The 17,402-nt window shown below is 58.9% G+C and carries 13 protein-coding genes and 4 pseudogenes; 6 read left to right on the top strand and 11 right to left on the bottom strand.

What is annotated here, in order from left to right; genetic code table 11:
• Positions 1-24: 24 nt before the first annotated feature.
• Both LPU83_RS62145 and LPU83_RS62140 read left to right on the top strand, forming a co-directional pair.
• Positions 25-752 (top strand): annotated as a pseudogene (locus tag LPU83_RS62145) (ribonuclease activity regulator RraA).
• Positions 753-761: 9 nt separating this feature from the next.
• Complete coding sequence (locus LPU83_RS62140; protein ID WP_024314171.1) at positions 762-1,691, top strand: 2-hydroxyacid dehydrogenase; 930 nt, start codon at positions 762-764, stop codon at positions 1,689-1,691.
• 270 nt (positions 1,692-1,961) lie between these two features.
• On the opposite strand, the gene LPU83_RS62135 is transcribed toward LPU83_RS62140, so the two are convergent.
• The 4 genes from LPU83_RS62135 to LPU83_RS62120 all read right to left on the bottom strand — a co-directional run bounded on the left by LPU83_RS62135 (position 1,962) and on the right by LPU83_RS62120 (position 7,044).
• The gene (locus LPU83_RS62135) at positions 1,962-3,605 is read right to left on the bottom strand and encodes an ABC transporter ATP-binding protein (RefSeq protein WP_024314172.1); all 1,644 of its coding nucleotides are present in this window, start codon (positions 3,603-3,605) and stop codon (positions 1,962-1,964) included.
• Positions 3,602-4,549 (bottom strand): ABC transporter permease, encoded by a 948-nt coding sequence (locus LPU83_RS62130; RefSeq protein WP_024314173.1) that lies wholly within the window; start codon positions 4,547-4,549, stop codon positions 3,602-3,604. The genes LPU83_RS62135 and LPU83_RS62130 overlap by 4 nt, the downstream gene beginning before the upstream one ends.
• Complete coding sequence (locus LPU83_RS62125) at positions 4,546-5,469, bottom strand: ABC transporter permease (protein ID WP_024314174.1); 924 nt, start codon at positions 5,467-5,469, stop codon at positions 4,546-4,548. The genes LPU83_RS62130 and LPU83_RS62125 overlap by 4 nt, the downstream gene beginning before the upstream one ends.
• Positions 5,470-5,535: 66 nt before the next feature.
• Positions 5,536-7,044: an ABC transporter substrate-binding protein gene (locus LPU83_RS62120; RefSeq protein WP_024314175.1), complete on the bottom strand. Its 1,509-nt coding sequence runs from the start codon at positions 7,042-7,044 to the stop codon at positions 5,536-5,538.
• Positions 7,045-7,706: 662 nt separating this feature from the next.
• On the opposite strand from LPU83_RS62120, the gene LPU83_RS62110 reads away from it, so the two are divergent.
• A complete protein-coding gene (locus LPU83_RS62110) occupies positions 7,707-8,414 on the top strand; it encodes a GntR family transcriptional regulator (protein ID WP_024314176.1) in 708 nt (235 codons plus the stop codon).
• 126 nt (positions 8,415-8,540) lie between these two features.
• Positions 8,541-9,347, top strand: coding sequence for an MBL fold metallo-hydrolase (locus LPU83_RS62105; RefSeq protein WP_024314177.1), 807 nt, complete (start codon positions 8,541-8,543; stop codon positions 9,345-9,347).
• A gap of 200 nt (positions 9,348-9,547) precedes the next feature.
• Here the strand turns inward: LPU83_RS62105 and LPU83_RS62100 are convergent.
• The 5 genes and pseudogenes from LPU83_RS62100 to LPU83_RS62080 all read right to left on the bottom strand — a co-directional run.
• A pseudogene (locus LPU83_RS62100) lies at positions 9,548-10,279 on the bottom strand (SDR family oxidoreductase); the annotation flags it as partial.
• 190 nt (positions 10,280-10,469) lie between these two features.
• Positions 10,470-10,879 (bottom strand): annotated as a pseudogene (locus LPU83_RS62095) (cupin domain-containing protein).
• Positions 10,880-11,127: 248 nt separating this feature from the next.
• A complete protein-coding gene (locus tag LPU83_RS62090; protein ID WP_024314179.1) occupies positions 11,128-12,024 on the bottom strand; it encodes a dihydrodipicolinate synthase family protein in 897 nt (298 codons plus the stop codon).
• Between the two features lie 16 nt (positions 12,025-12,040).
• Positions 12,041-12,673, bottom strand: a complete 633-nt coding sequence (locus LPU83_RS62085; RefSeq protein WP_024314180.1) for a LysE family translocator — start codon at positions 12,671-12,673, stop codon at positions 12,041-12,043.
• Between the two features lie 20 nt (positions 12,674-12,693).
• Positions 12,694-13,275, bottom strand: coding sequence for a LysE/ArgO family amino acid transporter (locus tag LPU83_RS62080; protein WP_374046195.1), 582 nt, complete (start codon positions 13,273-13,275; stop codon positions 12,694-12,696).
• Positions 13,276-13,400: 125 nt separating this feature from the next.
• Here LPU83_RS62080 and LPU83_RS62075 point away from each other — a divergent pair, with 125 nt between their 5' ends.
• The gene (locus tag LPU83_RS62075; protein WP_024314182.1) at positions 13,401-14,297 is read left to right on the top strand and encodes a LysR family transcriptional regulator ArgP; all 897 of its coding nucleotides are present in this window, start codon (positions 13,401-13,403) and stop codon (positions 14,295-14,297) included.
• Positions 14,298-14,416: 119 nt separating this feature from the next.
• Here the strand turns inward: LPU83_RS62075 and LPU83_RS62070 are convergent, their stop codons facing one another.
• Together LPU83_RS62070 and LPU83_RS74480 are read right to left on the bottom strand one after the other, a co-directional pair.
• Positions 14,417-15,175 (bottom strand): NUDIX hydrolase, encoded by a 759-nt coding sequence (locus LPU83_RS62070; protein ID WP_024314183.1) that lies wholly within the window; start codon positions 15,173-15,175, stop codon positions 14,417-14,419.
• Between the two features lie 277 nt (positions 15,176-15,452).
• A pseudogene (locus LPU83_RS74480) lies at positions 15,453-15,824 on the bottom strand (hypothetical protein).
• A 1,077-nt stretch (positions 15,825-16,901) separates the two neighbouring features.
• On the opposite strand from LPU83_RS74480, the gene LPU83_RS62060 reads away from it, so the two are divergent.
• Positions 16,902-17,228: a GYD domain-containing protein gene (locus tag LPU83_RS62060; RefSeq protein WP_024314185.1), complete on the top strand. Its 327-nt coding sequence runs from the start codon at positions 16,902-16,904 to the stop codon at positions 17,226-17,228.
• The last annotated feature ends 174 nt before the right edge of the window (positions 17,229-17,402 follow it).

The raw sequence follows: 17,402 nt of genomic DNA, 5'->3' as shown, positions 1-17,402 counted from the left end.
GCTATTTTCAGGATTGGAGGAACCATGACGAACTACGTTCTCTCGGACGCGACGCGCAAGAAATACGAAGGCGTGAGCTGCGCCACGCTCTGCACCGCCCTCTTTAAGCGCGGATTGCGCAACCAGTTCATGCAGGATGTCCATCCGGTACTGCCGAAGGCGAAGAACATGGTCGGCCAGGCGTTCACGCTCCGCTACATCCCGGCGCGCGAAGACCTGAACCAGCTCACTGTGTTCCAGAATCCCGCGCATCCGCAGCGCGCCGCCGTCGAACAGTGCCCGCCAGGCTTTGTCATGGTCATGGACAGCCGCAAGGATCCCCGCGCTGCTTCGGCTGGTTCGATCCTCGTGTCGCGGCTGATGGTACGCGGTGTTGCAGGTGTGGTTACCGATGGCGGCTTCCGCGACAGTCCCGAGATCGGCGACCTCGACATCCCGGGGCCTATCACAACCGTCCTTCCGCGCCGACGAACCTCACGCTGCACCAGGCGCTGGACATCAACGTGCCGATCGGCTGCGGCGATGTCGCGGTCTGGCCGGGAGACGTCGTGGTCGGCGACCGCGAGGGCGTCATCATCGTTCCTGCCCATCTCGCCGAGGAAGTCGCCGACGAGGCAGTCGAGATGACCGCCTTCGAGGATTTCGTCACCGAAGAGGTGCGGAAGGGCCGGTCGATCATCGGCCTCTATCCGGCGACCCACGAAGAGACGAAGGCCGATTTCGCCAGGTGGCGACTGGCCAATGGACGATAGGCGGTCTCCATGTTCAAGCACATCACCATCCTTCAGGCAGCCGAGCTGCCCGAGAAGACGGATCGCGAGTTGAAGGAAGCCTTTACCGTCATCGGCCTCCCGAAGGGTGAGGCGGAAGCCGCGGGGGTTCTGGCCGAACACGGCGCGGCCATCAGGGGCATGGCCGTCCGCCATGCGCATATCGACGCGCGCATGCTGGAGAAGCTGCCGGCATTGGAGATCATCTCCAGCTACAGCGCCGGTCTCGACGGCATCGACGTCGAGGCGGCGGCGAGCCGCGGCGTTTCCATCCACAACACCTCGAAGATCCTGGCACAAGACGTGGCGGACCTCGCCGTCGCGCTTTCCATCTCGGCGACGCGCGGGCTGATGCGTGGCCACGATTTCGTGCGCAACGGAAACTGGGGCCGGCAGAGCTTCCCGCTCGGCCGCTCGCTGCGCTCGCTCAACACCGGCATCGTCGGCCTCGGGCATATCGGCTCGGCGATCGCGGCGAGGATGGGCGCCATGGGCGCCATGGGCGCGCCCGTTGCCTATTTCGGGCCGCGCAGGAAGCCTGTCGACCATCTCTATATCGACAGCATCGACGACCTTGCCGAATGGGCCGACCTGTTGATCGTCACCTGTCCAGCAAGCCCCGAAACCATCGGCCTGATCGGCTCGTCCGTTCTTGAAAAGCTTGGGCCGCGCGGTTTCCTCGTCAACATCTCGCGCGGCACGATCGTCAATGAACCGGCCCTCATCGCTGCATTAGCGAAAGACGGCATCGCCGGCGCGGCGCTCGACGTCTTCGAGAAGGAACCAGTCGTGCCCGATGCGCTGCGGAACGATCCGCGGGTCGTGCTGTCGCCGCATATGGGTAGCGGCACCCAGGAGACGCGCCAGCAGATGGGCGACAGGCTGGTCGAGGCGTTGGTCACGCATTTCAGCGCACGTTAGACGTAGGTGACCGACGAGAAAGGCCGCGCCAGCTGCGCGGCCTTTTCATTCCCAGGGTGCGTAGACCCTTGCCTGACCGGCCCGCCGGACGAGGGCGATCGGCAGCCGCACGAAATCGACCATGAGGCGCAGCAATGCGTCGGCAAGTTTCGTCGCCTGCAAATGAGAGCTGGCCGCGCAGCATCCGCCGGCCCCCTGCAGCGGCGTGGATAGCAAGGCGATAAGCGACCGACATGAACAGGGCACCGGTGCCCCGGCAGGGCTATCGTCTCATGCCGCCTCGACGGCACTTTGCCACTTCGGCTTCGGTGTCGCATTGATGAGCTGTCGCGTATAGTCGTGCTGCGGATTGCGGAAGATCTCCTCCGTCGTCGCATGCTCGACGATCTCGCCGTTCTTCATGACGATGATCCGATCTGCGAAATGGCGCACGATCGGCAGGTCGTGGGTGATGAAGATATAGGCAAGCCCAAGCCGATCGCGCAGGTCGGCGAGTAGATTGATGACCTGCACCTGGACCGAGACGTCGAGGGCCGAGACAGCCTCATCGCAGACAACGAGCTCCGGCTCGCAGGCAAGCGCGCGAGCAATAGCAATGCGCTGCCGCTGCCCCCCGGAGAACTGGTGGGGATAACGCGCAGCATGCTCCGGCTTTAGCCCGACGAGCCCCAGCAGTTCGACCACGCGGTCGCGCCATCGCGGCTTGTCGAGAATATCCTTATGGATCCGCCAGGGTTCGGAAACGATCTCGAAAACGGTCATGCGGGGATTCATCGAGCTATAGGGATCCTGGAACACCATCTGCACCTTGCGGCGGAAGGCGAGCAACGTATTGCCATCCATCTTCAGAATGTCACGGCCATGAAACAGCGCCTCCCCCTTCGAGGCATCGTTCAGCCGCAGCAGTACGCGCGCCACCGTCGATTTGCCGGAGCCGCTTTCACCGACGATGCCGATCGTCTCGCCGGCCGCGACGTCGAAGCTCAGATTCTTGACGGCGTGAAGCTCCGTGGGCGCAGAGAATATCCCTGACGAGAGCGCGTAGAACTTGTCGAGGTTTTTGACTTCGAGAATGGGTTTGCCGACCGGCTTGCCGGCCTGCCGCCGCGGCGCGTCCTGATCACCATGCGGCAGCGCGTTGATCAGCGTCCTGGTATAGCTGTGCTTCGGGTTCTCGAAGACGGTGCGCGCCTCCCCCTCCTCGACGATGCGCCCCGAATTCATGACGATCACCCGGTCCGCCATGCTGGCGGCGACTTCGAGATCATGGGTGATCATGATGATCGCCAGGCCATCCTCGGCCTGCAGTTTCTTCAGGAGGTCGAGGATCTGTCCCTGAACGCTGACGTCGAGCGCCGTCGTCGGCTCGTCGGCGATCAGGATCTCGGGCCTCAGCGCGATCGCCATGCCGATCATGATGCGCTGGCGCTGGCCTCCTGAAAACTGGTGCGGATACTGGTCGATCCGCTTTTCGGGTTCGGGAATGCCGACGCGGCGCAGGATGTCGATTGCCTTTTCGCGCGCCTGCGCCCCCGTCGCGACGCCATGGGCGCTGAAGACCTCGGCGAGCTGCCAACCGATCGTGTAAACGGGGTTGAGGTGCGACAGCGGATCTTGGAAGATCATCGCGATCTTGCGTCCATTGAGATCGCGGCGCGCTTCCTCGCTCATCGCTTCAAGATCGCGACCGCGATATGTGACGGAACCGGCGCAGATATCGCCCGGCGGAGTATCGATGAGCCCCATGATAGCGCTGGCGCTTACCGACTTGCCGGAGCCCGATTCGCCGAGAATGACCAGCGTCTCGCCGGCATCAATGTGGAAGCTGACGCCGTTTGCCGCGCGGAAGGCGCCGCCAAGCGACAGGAAGTCGACGGTCAGGTCCTTGACCTCAAGCAGATGCGTGCCGGTCATGTGCGTTTCTCCTGAAGTCCCTTCTTCGAACGGGCGAGCTCAATGCGCCAGCGCTGCTGCGGATCGGCGTAAGTTCGCCACCAGCTCGAAAGGATATTGAGCGAAAGCGTGGTCAACAGGATCGCGAGGCCGGGCCAGAAGGCAATCCACCACGCGGTCGAAAGATAGCCGCGTCCAGTTGCCACCATGGCACCCCAGGTGAATTGCGGTGCCTGGATGCCGAGGCCAAGGAAGCTCAACGCGGATTCTGCCAGAACCACGGTCGCGAAGTCGATGGCGCCGATGGTGACAAGCGTCGGCACGACGATCGGCGCGATATGCCGGAAGAGAATGCGGCTGTGGCTGGCACCGAGCGCCATGGCGGCGCTGACGAACATGCGCTCGCGCACCTCAAGCACCTCTGCGCGCGTTGTCCTCAGATAGATCGGTACGCGGGTGATGGCGAGAACGATAACGAGGTTGGTGATCGATGGCCCGAGGCTAAAGAGCACGATCAACGCAAGCAGCAGCGACGGGAAACTCATGACGATATCGGCGCCGCGCAAGATCATCGCGCTGGCGATGCCGCGGGAATAGCCGGCGACCAGCCCGAGCAGGCCGCCGATGACGATCGAGCAGAGGACGGCGCAAAAGGCGATGCCAAGAGTATTCTGTGCGCCGACGACGAGGCGCGCGAGCAGGCTGCGACCGAGCGTATCGGCGCCGAGCACATAGGCCCAGCCCTGCGAGAAGCTGAAAGGCGCCATATTGCGAGCGCGGAAATTCGGCTTGTCGATGAGGTCGCCCATCAACCAGGGTCCGAGCACGGCGCAGAGGATCACGACGACGAGGAAGATCACCGCGGCAAGCGCCAGGCGGTTGCGCGAAATCAGTCGAAGGATGTGGAACCGTCCGATATCGTGCTGTTTTTTCTCGGCGGTCGTTGTCATGGCCGACATACTCATCTCGTTTGAAACCTTATGCGGGGATCGAGGCGGGCGTAGATCAGGTCGATCGCGATATTGAGGACGAAGATCGCCACTGCGGTGACCAGCACCGTCGCCTGAATGAGCGCGAAATCGCGACGCACGATTGCGTCAATCATCAGTTTGCCGATACCCGGCCAGCCGAAGATGGATTCGACGACGACGGCGCCATTGACGAGGCTTGCGGCCAGGTCACCGGCAACGGTGATGACCGGCAGCAGCGAATTGCGCAGCGCATGCTTGAAGATGATCTGCGAACGCTTGACGCCCTTGGCCCTTGCCGTTTTGACGTAGGCGGAGCTGAGCGCGCTGATCATCGTGCCGCGCACCACCTGCACCAGCAGGCCGAAAGGACGGAGCGTCAGCACGAAGATCGGCATGATCCAATGAAGTGGTGTGCCCGTGCCTGACGTCGGCAACCAGCCGAGGCCGACGGCGAAGACGAGGATCGCGACGATCGCGACCCAGAAATCGGGAGCGCTGGCGCCAGCCAGTGAGGCGGTGCTGGCCAGCGTATCGAAGAGACTGTTCGGTCGCGCCGCCGCCAGCGAGCCGACAACGATCGCAAGACAGAGGGAAAGGCCGACCGCGATAACTGCCAGCTTCAGCGTCTGGGGAAAGGCTTCGAGCGCCACTTCCATAGCCGGCCGATTGCGGCTCATCGCCTCGCCGAAATCGAGCCTTGTGAGTTCCAGCAGATAGCGGCCGAACTGGACGATCAGCGGGTCGTTGAAGCCGTGCGTCTGTGAAAACGCCTGGCGCTGGGCCTGCGAGGAGTCGAGCGGCAGATAGAGATAGGCCGGATCGCCCGTCAGCCTCGAAAGGAAGAACACCAGGATCAGCAGGCCGATCACTGCAATGAAGCTCTGGGCCGAGCGTCTGAGAATGAAGCCGAGCACCGCGTTTCCTTACCTTCTGGAATGAAATGATAAGGGCGCAGCGAAACCTGCCACGCCCTGTGGAAGTCAGTTCTTGAAGTGGATTTCGCTGAGCGCGATCTCGCTGTTCGTCTTCAGATCGGGTTTCCAGTCGAGGCGCGGCCCGACACGGACATAACCGATCATATGATACATCGGTACGTCGGCGACGATCTCGTCGTGGACCTTGGCAAATACGCTCTGGAAGAGCTTTTCACGATCGTCGCCGGTCGCGGCCATCGCCTTCTTCAGTCTGGCGTCAAGATCCTTGTCGGCGATCGTCGAATACTGGCCGTCGCTCAGATACATGACAGGTGCCGTGAAGCCGGCATCGCCCGTATTGTTGTCATGCTGCTGCTGGAACAGTGTCGGGCCACGGCCTTCCGGGAACGGCTTGTCGAGGTAGCGGACCCAGTCGGCGGCCTCGAGCTGGCGGATCGAGACATTGAGGCCGATCTCTTGCCACATCGAGCGCATTGCTTCGAGGCTTTCCGAGGAGTTGGGGAAGAAGCCGTTTCGGCCGATGAGCACGATCTCTTTGTCGACGGGAGCGCCGGCCGCCTTCGCCTCTTCGACCAGCTTCTTCGCCTCATCGGGATTGTAGGTCCAGGCCTTGATGTCGGGATTGTGGCCGCGCACGCCCGGTACGACCATCTGCGAGGCACGCAGTACGTCCTTGCCGAACAGCGCCTCGCCCATACCATCCCAGTCGATGGCCATGTTGAGTGCCTTGCGGATGCGCACGTCGTCCAGCGGCGGAATCTGCGCATCGATGCGCATGCGCGTCGTTTCGGAATTGAGGTATGCGAAATCGGTCTGCGGATTGGTGGCGTCCTGTACCGCGATCGACGGGGTAAGGTCTGCCTCGGCCGATTCGATCATCGCGGCGCGGATTGCCGACTCGTTGCGCCACACATAGGTGGCACGCGTCACGTCCGGTTTGGCGCCCCAATAGCCGTCATCGCGTTTCAGCACGATCTCCTCGGTCGATGCGCTTTCAACGACATAGGGACCGGTCCCGACTGGCTTGTTACTTTCCTTGTCAAAGGGCATGTTCGGCGAGACGATCTGCACCGTGCCAAGCAATGTCGGCATGATTGGAACCGGGCTGTCGGAGACGATCTCGACGGTCTGCGCATCGACGGCCTTGGGCGTCAGCTTGACGTCGCCGAACTTCGAGCGGCTGTCACACGTGAGTTTCGGATTCATGAGACGGTTAATGGACTTGACGACGGCGTCGGCATTGAATTCGGCACCGTCCTGGAACTTGACGCCACTCTTCAGATGGACACGCCACGTCAGATCGTTGACCCGTTCCCACTTATCGGCGAGCCAAGGCGCGACCGTTCCCTTTTCAGGCTCGATGACTGTCAGCGTTTCCGTGATGTTGGAATTGATGATGCGGCCGATGTCGGAGCGGATCGATCGGCAGGGATCGAGGTTTGCCGGCTGCTCCGGCAGCACGATCTTAACCTCGCCCTCAACTGCATACGCCGCACCGGAAAGCAAAACTGCGCAAAGCAGCGCTGCTGCGCCAGTGGAATAACGGATGGTCATTGTCTCTCCTCCTCAACAAAAAACCAAAATTCCTTTGTGCGGCAGACCGCTGATTTGCGGTCAGCTACGATCCTCCATCGGCTACACGCACTAGAGCACTAATGTATTAGTCAACGACTGCAGGACTGTCAACTCAGCCAAGGCCCGGCAATCACACGTTTTGGCGCGGCAGCACGCGGACCGTCTCGAACTCCAGCAACGGGCAGTTGAGTTGCTCCCCTTCGGCTGCGGATCCAGGCTTGATTATGGCAGATCGCGATGCCCGAGCAGGTCAATGCAGACGCCCGACGTGCAGATCGTAAGCTTACGCTTACCGAACTGCACGTGGCATTCACCGATGCCCTTGCAACCAAGTCCTTTCCGATGACCGCAGAACCGACGTTAAGATAGGCAGCGTTGGCCGCGTTCGGCCGCACCATCGCGTATTTGACGAGGTGCACTGGCTTCTCCGCAACAAGGCCCGCGAGCTTGTCGGGATGTGGGGTTGTCTCTTCAGGGATCTGGCCGGCATGGCTCGACGGCCGTGTTTCTGCGGGAAGAAACTGCTCCGGCATCAGCTTTTCCTTGTTCTGCGATGCTCTCGATATGGACATGCAGCGCATGGCGACCTAAACTAACACATTAATGCATTAACACGATCGATGAAAACAAAGGATCGTTCTTTGACCTTGGATTTGCTGACGGCCAAGCATCGCAGTGGGCTTGATCGCACGAGGCAGATTGCGCCGCAGATCGTAGAATATCTTCGTGAGCGCATTCTGGCCCTGGAGCTTGCTCCCGGCACGGCCCTGTCGCGCGTCGAACTGCAAAAGCAGTTCGGTCTCAGCCAGACGCCGGTGCGCGATGCTCTGATGCGACTGGAGGAGGAAGGCCTCATCACGGTCTATCCGCAATATGCGACGCTGGTTTCCAAGATCGATATCAATCTTGCCCGCCAGACACATTTCATGCGGCGCGCCGTCGAGCAGGAGGCTGTCTTCAATCTCGCCGAGCGCGCAACCGCGCGCCATGTCGCCGATCGCCTGCGTTCGGCCAATGCCAAGCTGAAGACGCTGGTCGCATCCAACGAATATGCGGATTTCCTAGTCCTTGACCGAGCTTTCCATTTCATCATTTATGAAGAAGCCGGGCTTGAGCATATCTGGCCGATCATCCGCCGCCACAGCGGCCATATCGATCGGCTTCGGCGGCTCAATCTTCTCAATGTCGGCACCCAACGGGTCGTCGATGCGCATGACGCAATCATCGAAGGCATTGCCGCCGGCGACCCCGTAGGCGCAGAAAAAGCGATGAAGATCCATCTGTCAGGCACGCTTTCGATGATCAATGACATTGCCGAGCGCTATCCGGACTATATCGACATGGGCTGAGGCGGCCTCCTGCCACCACTAACGTTCCGCGATCGTTGGACGAGTGAATTTCGCCGTCGTCAGTATCTTCATCCCCTCCGCCTCTATGACGACATCACACGAAATTGGACTCTCAGGTATATGAAGATGATCTGCTTTATATGTACCGCTTGCGGCACCCAGTTTGACGAGCGTCAAGAACCACCGCAAAGGTGTCCGATCTGCGAAGATGAGCGGCAGTTCGTGCCTGAGACAGGCCAGCAATTCACGGATATGACGTCCATCGGTCGAACACATGAAGTTATCTGGAAGAAAGAAGCCGAGGGCATACACAGCCTCGAAATTTCACCGTCGTTCGCGATCGGCCAGCGCGCCTTTTTCGTCAATGGACCAGCAGGCAACATTCTCTGGGATTGCCTGAGCCTCGTTGACGAGCAATGCGTGGCGCGGATCAAGGCAGCAGGCGGACTGGCGGCGATTGTTATCTCGCATCCTCATTTCTACGCCTCGATGGTCGAGTGGAGCACGATCTTTAACGGTGTGCCGATCTACGCTCATGCCGATGACCGCGAGTGGGTGCAGAGATCCGATCCAGCGCTGCATTCATGGGAGGATGACACAATGCCGCTTGGTCAGGCGACCATTGTGCGATGCGGCGGTCATTTTCCTGGTAGCTCGGTGCTTCACTGTCCTTGGCTCGAGGGTGGGCGGGGCGCTCTTTTTGTGGGCGACACAATGCAGATCGCCCTCGACCGCAAATATGTAAGCTTCATGCGCAGCTATCCAAATCTTATCCCGCTCAACGCCAGAACGGTGGAGGCAATTGTAGAAGCAGTCCGGCCCTATCCGTTTGAGGCAATCTACGGCGCCTTCGCAGGCCGCACGATTAAAAAGGATGGCATGCGTGCCGTTATGCAGTCGATGGAAAGGTACATACGGGCAATTGAAAGCTGAGAAGCTTTTCAGACTTGCCTGAACAGTAAGGGACGCGGCGTGCCTGCTGCCCGATGAGTCGAATGCAAATCTAACGCTGGCCCACCCTCAATCCCATCGCCTTTGCTGTGGTAGCCCCTGAAACCGCCTGGACCTTGCCTGACGAGATTGCCCCGTGGCGTCCCGGGCGGAGGCCAATTAGGCAAACGACATCCTCGCTTTGCGAACCACGTGTCGAAGTCCAACTGGTCCAATTTGGCGGGCCCAAGGGGCACCAATGATTCGTCATCAACGGCAGCACCGAAATACTTGGCCGTAGGATCGGCAACCACTTTACGGGCATCTCCGGCCGCGGCGAGATAGTGGGACAAGAAATCACTCATCGGTTTCTGCTGCGGCCCAGCAATGTCAAAGGAACCGCTCAAAGGGCGAGCACTCGCTGCTTCGGCAACGAAATTCGCGACGTCATCCGCCGCGATTGGTTGGAACGCGCCGGGCGACACGCGAATAGTTCCATCGACAACCGAAGACTCGGCAACGCCGCCAAGGAATTCCAGGAACTGCGTTGAACGAACGATCGTGTATGGAATGCGTTTTTGATAAGGCCCTCCTGAGCAAGCTTCGCCCGAAAATACCCGTTATCGGGCGAACGCCCTATACCAACGATTGAAAGCGCCACGTGATGGCGAACGCCTGCGTCCCGTTCGGCTTCGAGCAGATTCATCGTTGAGCACTCGAAAAACGCAAGAACTGCGTCGGTTTCAAACGAAGGGGAATTCGCCACGTCAACGACGACCGCAGCTCCCAGCAAGCGCTTCGGCGAGCCCCTCACCTGTGACACAATTGATGCCGGTTGAGGGCGAGGCCCGCAGGACGTCGTGTCCTTGGCTTCTCAAACGCTCCGCAACCTTGGTCCCGATGAGGCCGGAGCCGCCAATGATAACAATCCTCATGAGTCCTACTCCTCTCATTTCAGGTCTTTCAAAGCAGCAGCATTCCTCGCATCGTCGATAGCATCCCGGCAGCTGCTGCGGCACTGCGCCGGTCGACCTATCCTTGCGCGCATTCGCACAGCTCGCGCAGGCGATCGCAAGAGATGCGGCAGCGAATTGGCTTTCGCAGACATCAAGCCGAAGGCCTCGATCATTTATCGGGGATCGTCAGCGTCGTTTCGTCGGTATCCACCACGAAGACTGCGAGGATTTTCGCTGGTGCAGTCTCGCTGGCATTGGCACTCACGCGGTGATGATCGCCAGGCACCTCGATCCAGTTGTCGCCGGTATTGAAGACCTTGATCGGGCCATCGTTGACCTGGCTTTTGATGCGCCCTTCGATCACGGTTGCATAGATGAAGGCGCTCTTCGCATGCGTATGCGAAGGGTTGGATCCGCCGGGACCGTATTCAACCAAAACGCCGCGCATGCTCTTTCCAGGCACGTTCGGCAGCTTGTGGGCGAAGACGGTGGGACCTTGGCGTTATGCGGTTTGTCCGCGGCGACCGCCGGTAGCGCCATCAATGCGGCGCATATGCAAGCAATAGCACACCCGCGCATGAGACGTCCTCCTGCGTAAATTGAGCCCTGCAAGTCTTTTATTTAGAACCGTGGCCGGTTCGAAACCAGATATACGAAGGTCTCCTCCTCCGCTTGCTGGACAAAATTAGCAGAGACGGCGCCCAGAGTCCAAAGACTGCATGCCTCCAACATCCCGATGACGCCCGTATCGAGCGTCATCGTTGATGAGCCTCCCGCAATGCGCGGTCGTCACCTCAAGGCGCATCTTGCTCTGGCAGGCAGAAGCCTTAGGACCGCACGGAGAGATGGTCGAGAGCCCGTTGCACCCTGGACGCAGCAGCTTCTGGTAATGGCATGATCGGACGTGGCGGATCATATCTGCCGAGGTCCAAGGCAGCCGCAATGGCGTACATGACCCGAAAGCTGCCGAACTCCTTGAAGAGGCTGAACAAAGGCTGGAATAATCGGTCGAACCGTTCCACTTCGGCGATGTCGCCAGCTTGAGCGCCTCGCGTTAGGGCGAGGGCCTCTACGGGCAGTAGACCTCCAACGACGCTATACCAGGCGTCAGCACCTGCAAGGATTGCCGATCCCGCGCCCCAGTCACCGCTATAGCCGATAGCAAAGTTCGCTGGCGTCTCGGTACGGAGAGCTGTCAACTCGGCTCCGAAGTCGCCGTCAGCCGGCAGCGGCATCTTCACGGCCTGGATGTTTGCCACCTTTGCTAGGCGCGCGATCAGTGTTCTGCTGAATGTGAACTTCGTGGTGCTGGGATTATTATAGATGCATAACGGAAGTTCTCCGGCATCCGCGACGGTGGCAAAATGCTCGTAGACCTCGTCTTCGAATAGTGGCGTGTACGACATCGGCGCGAGGAGCAGACCATCAGCGCCTGCCATCCTGGCGTCACGCGCCAAGGCTTGAGCCTCGTCAGTGCGAAGGGCTCCAACACCCACGATGACCGGTATCTTTCCACCGACCGTGGACATTGCTGTATTCACCGCGCGTTGCCGTTCTGTCCGGGACAAAAACGCGTAGCCTCCTGTGCTACCCAACAGCCCGATGGCGTCTGCGCCGGCGATCTGGATTCGGTTCAGCAGGCGCGCAAGTGCGGCCGTGTCGACCAAGCCGAAAGCGTCAGCGGGGGTAATGGGAAAAGCTGATAAACCGTGGAAGAGCGGCACGAGGAAAATCCTATGTTCAGGTGCGGGATAACAAGAGTTTCAGCCCTGCAAAGCCAAAAAACAGGGTCAATGTTCCTTCGATCCAGCGTCGGGCACGGCGATACATTCCAACCATCGGCGCCGTCGAGAAGACGAGTGGGTAACCGCAAAAGATGGACACTCCAAGCATGGCGCAGCCTGCGGGGACCGTGACAACGGTACGGGGAGAAGCTTCCGAGCCAAGACCGAGTGTCATCAGCGCTATCCAGGCAAGTATCGCCCTAGGATTGGTGAGGTGCATCAGCAGTCCACGTTTATAGATGGCTGCGACGGACGCAGGTTGGTCCCCTGTGTGCTGCGAAATTCGGTGATCAGGAGTGAGCGCGGCTCTGCCAGCCTTAAGGGCAATACAGAGTAGGTAGAGACCTCCAAGTATCTTGAGCACAATCAGCGCCTGCGCGTGTCTGCTCAGAACTGCCGAAACACCGGTTGCGGCCATGATCCCCCAGAAAATCGACCCGCTGGCAACTCCCGCTGCGAGAACGCGCGCCGCTCGCCTGCCCTGGTTCATGGCGACGCCCATGATCCGCATGTTGCTCGGGCCTGGACTACCCGCGGCGATTACATAGGCTGTAAAAACGATGAGAAGCTGGTGGAAGTCCGCTGACAATATGTCGACCTTTCGATTTTTTAGACGCCCCCCAGAAGGTTGAACGCGATCAGCCACATGACGAATGCAATAACCATTTCCAGTATGCGCCAGGACGCGGGTCGGGAAAAGATCGGCCGCAGTCGTGTCGCGCCATAACCCAGCAAAAAGAAAAAGAGGAATGACCCTGTGGTTGCACCTGCCGCAAAGGACAGCTGATAGCCGGCAAATCGCGTCGAGATCGTGCCAAGCAGGACGACGGTGTCGAGATAGACGTGCGGATTGAGCCAGGTGAGAGCCAGACAGGTGGCCAAAGTCTTCTTTAAACTTGAAGGACTTCCTGCTCCAACGGTCAACGTTCCCGAAGACAAGAATGCGGACCAGAGGCTCTTGGCTCCATACCAGGCGAGAAAGGCTGCTCCACCGTACCGCATGACAGGATTGAGCCAGGGCAATAGCTCCACGATTTGCTTGAGGCTGGTCACCCCAAGCACGATCAGGACGGCGTCGGACAGGGCACAGGCGAGGCAAACGGCAAATACATATTCACCTCGAAGACCTTGGCGAAGAACAAACGCATTCTGTGCGCCGATGGCGACGATGAGGCTGAGGCCCATCATCATGCCAGTGAAGTAGACCGAGATATCCAATTTCTGATGCCCGCCTTGCACAAACTCTGGACCCGGTATGCCCAGAGAGCAATTTAGGCTACTTAAATCTGCTAAAGCAAATGAAGCGGTTCTAATTTATGCTCGACTATTCTGCTCTCCGCGTCGTCCTGGCCGTCGTCCAATCGGGCAGCTTCGAAAAAGCGGCTGCTCTTCTCAACGTCACGCCGTCAGCCGTTTCGCAGCGGGTTAAACAGCTGGAGGAGCGTCTGGGCGTTGCCCTGATCGTCCGCGGCAATCCGTGCACGGCAACCGAGAAGGGCGAATGGCTTTGTCGGCATATGGACAATGTCGGCATGCTCGAAAACGAGCTGTTTGAGCATCTGCCGTCGCTGGTCGATCCTGCCGATCCCGAGCACAGGGTTATGCTCCAGATTGCTACCAACGCCGATAGCCTCGGAACATGGTTCCTGGAGGCCATCTCGAACTTCTCGAAATCCTCCAGCTACTTGGTCAGTATTTCAGTTGATGACCAAGACCATACTGCGGAATGGCTGCAGCGCGGCCGCGTCGTTGCCGCCGTGACGAGCGCGGAAAAGCCGATATCGGGGTGCAGACGCTTTTTTCTTGGCTCTCTTCGATACCATGCAACGGCGAGCCCAGAATTCGTATCTCGCTATTTTCCCGAAGGGGTAACTCCCAAGGCTATCGCCAACGCCCCGGCACTTACCTTCAACCAGAAGGACAAGCTTCAAAGCGACTGGGTACGCCGCACGCTGGGGCACTCAGTAAATTTCCCGAGCCATTGGCTTCCGTCGACCAATAGCTTCATCGAAGCCAGCCTCTCTGGCATGGGTTGGGGCATGAACCCAGTCGAGCTGACGCGTGAGCATCTTCTCGCCGGACGTCTGATAGAGCTGATACCGGAAACGCCCCTCGACATTCCGCTATACTGGCAAATCAACCGTCTTGCCGCTGACCGCCTGGCTGGTCTCACCCTCGAAGTGAGCGAAGTCGCAAAGCGCCGTCTGATCTGAGGTAAGACCCCTTTCGCCAAGAGCGATCGTCCGCGGGCCTAAAGGTGCGACTGAAACAGCTTCCGGTTCTAAAGGCAGCCTATCGTTGTCCCAAAACTGATGGCGACTGTGCGAAAACTCTAAATGGAGCCACTCGCCAGCAAGTGCTGTCGAAGAAAATCTCTGGCTTTGACGAAGCTCCATGTTTTTGGCGCATTCGCCAGTGGGCCGCCCTCATCAAGAACGTCGCGCAGTGGATACGCGAGGAGTTGAGCGGCTTCGTTTCGATCTGGCGCATTTTGAGCGCCTTTTAAAATATCGGCCGCTGACGTTTTGCTGACTGTCAACAGGAATAGTTCCGGGTGGCAGAAGACAGGATCGTAAGCAAGTCCAATTGCAAACGATGCAGAGCGGGTAAGATCAGAGACAGCAATTTCCTCTGCGATCTCGCGAGCAACTTCCTGAAAAAGATCGACCGTATCAGAGCCTTTACCGGGTTCAGCATAGCCTCCGATAAGATAGAGCCCGCCAGGGTTCTGATCCGCCGAAAGGCTTCTCTTCGTGACGATGACACCGTCGTCTGCTGTCAAGACAACAGCAGTCATTCCGAGCGGATCAGCTCGTGCCGCGTGCGGATGCCTATCACCGAATCTGGGATGGCGTGTTGCCACATATGCAGAAAACGACGTGCTATTTGCACCAACAATTAAGCGGCCATCTTCAATCCGATGATCTGCCATGCGGAGCAAAGCCCCGTCGAAGGCGGCGGAATTCTTTATGAGGAGAGCTTCCCAATTTGCTTTCCTCGTCTCTTCCACAGCTTCAGAAAGCTGAAAATTTCCGAAAACGCGGCATTCGATCTGATCAACCGGGATGCTAAATGACTGGTCTTCAAACACGCAATTGTCTCCAAGGCCGCCGTCGGGGATTCCTCAAAGTAGCGGGCCATCGTAGATTTTTCCATGGCACATTTATCAGGAATTGATCGCTCCCAGATGTTGCTTCTGCCGGAAGCGGTCGAGGAGTATGTCGGTCCTGACAATGCGGTATGCTTCATCGAGGCGTTCGTTGACGGGCTGCGACCACAGCCCCTGCCCACTGGTGGGAAGACGCGCGCCCCATTGGGGCGAGGAAACGGTGAAAAATCTCGCTCAGCGGATCTAGACGCATAAAGCCTCACCCGCGCGCGCCGTTACCAAGATCACAGATATAGGCCAGAATGGCTTCGACATGTCTTTCAGCGACGAGTTCCGCGGCCGTCTTGTGACGCTAGTTTCGATACCAGTCGATTGCCTTATCAAGTGCTCCAGTCAGTTCAGCCGCAGCCGAGATCACCTCGATCATTTCCCGCATGCGTCCTTGCAGCCTTTCGGAAGAAGGATTGCGTACAGTGCTGCGATGGACGCCTGTCGGTTCCGCCAAGCCGGCAATGGGCACACCGAGAGCTTTGGACAGGCGATTGGGGGAAATTTAGGGCGTGCGCAGTTCCTGCACGCTATCGACAAACTCAGAGACTACCGTTGTGTGCGCCATACGAGCCTCGACCATTTCACTCCCACCAAAGCCCTATGCATAAGATATGCACATTTTCTCGCACCTGGCCCCTCCCGGGCTTTACCTAAGAGATGTCTCACCGGAGCGTATGAGGCCTTCCTGGCCATCCAACCGTTAGTGCCGGCGATCGTGTCGGCTGTAAAGGCTCGGCTGGACGTCCTCGTCGGCCCGGTCGGGGAAGAGGTGTCTCCGCGTTCGCTCTAGTGCCTCCGCCTCCCGGCAATGTCGTTGAAGAAGAGCCGCAGTCACGTCCTGATACGGTCCGCTATCGGACTGGGCGATGCGAACAATTCCACCGCGAGAAAGGAAATCGCAGAATGACTTAACCGAGCGAAGTCGTGTTGTGATTTCGACATAGCGATTGTCGTCAGCGTTCATCGGCTCCGGCCTCCTCTTCGAGGAAGATCGGTTCCGACTTCGGCAATATCATGACCGCCACGGGCAATCCGCAGTCGATTGAGAATGCTATCTTTCGATGCCGTTAGGTTGAACTAACTGAACTGATTAATAAATTTCTGTTGCTGACTTCAAGCAATAGATACCGGCGTTGGGCGTAGAGAAACGAAGCATTTCTCTGTTATGCGGTAGTTCCGATGGTGAAATGAGCCCCAAAGGGTCTGCCGTACAACTTGTGTATTGTAGGTCCGCAATGCGCCCCAAGAGCAGTCACTGTCACGTCCGTCGGTCAAGCTATGTCGCTGACGGACACCAAGCCTTACGCATTTTCCAAGTCGGCATGCCGAATGCTGAGAACGCGGGAAGTTCGGGCACATCACTGATCTGAGGGCACTTCACCGCGCCAAATGGCACAGACAACAGCAAGAACTTGAGCCCTTTCTTCGGCGGCCATACGGTAGGCGTCCGCTACCGCTCCTCCAGTCGCTATTACGTCCTCAATGAATGTAGGGCGCCGTGCCGCGACATCCTGCCCTCATTCGCGCGACACCTGCCATAAGTCTTTGCCTCTTTGCGACCGACACAGGAAGGGAGGCCCGATCCGCACATTGGAAATGACTCGCGTTCTTTCCGGCTTGAGCGTTAGCTGTGTTGTTCTGACGGAGGAACCAAACCATGGCCATGTATCTTACGTGCTTCAGCTACACGCCCGAGACGTGGGCTCGCATGATCGAGAACCCCGAGGATCGCCGAGAGGCGGCACGGACCTACATCGAGTCTGTGGGCGGAAAGCTCCATGGGTTCTGGTACGCCTTTGGCGAGCATGATGGTTGGAATCTGTGGGAGGCGCCTAATAACGTATCGATGGCGGCTGTCGCGCTTGCTATCGGCGCAGGAGGCGCGCTCAGCTCTATTGAGACCACTGTCCTCCTCACCGTCGAGGATACGATCGACGCCTTGGAAAAGGCGAAGTCAATTCGGTATCGTCCACCGGCAGCGTAGGCAGCGGCTCAACCTTTGGCTTGCCGGCGGCCATTTTGGTCGACGAAGTCGACACCCAAACTGGAGCCCGGGACGCCTTCGGGGCGATGTATCTGACGTCGTGGCGCGTCCCGACAGGCCCATGGCGACGCGATCGCCAATGCATCCTTTTGAAATCTCAAGCGTTGTAGAGGT

Source organism: Rhizobium favelukesii, assembly GCF_000577275.2.
GTDB lineage: Bacteria > Pseudomonadota > Alphaproteobacteria > Rhizobiales > Rhizobiaceae > Rhizobium > Rhizobium favelukesii.
This window is presented reverse-complemented; position numbering and strand designations above follow the sequence as displayed.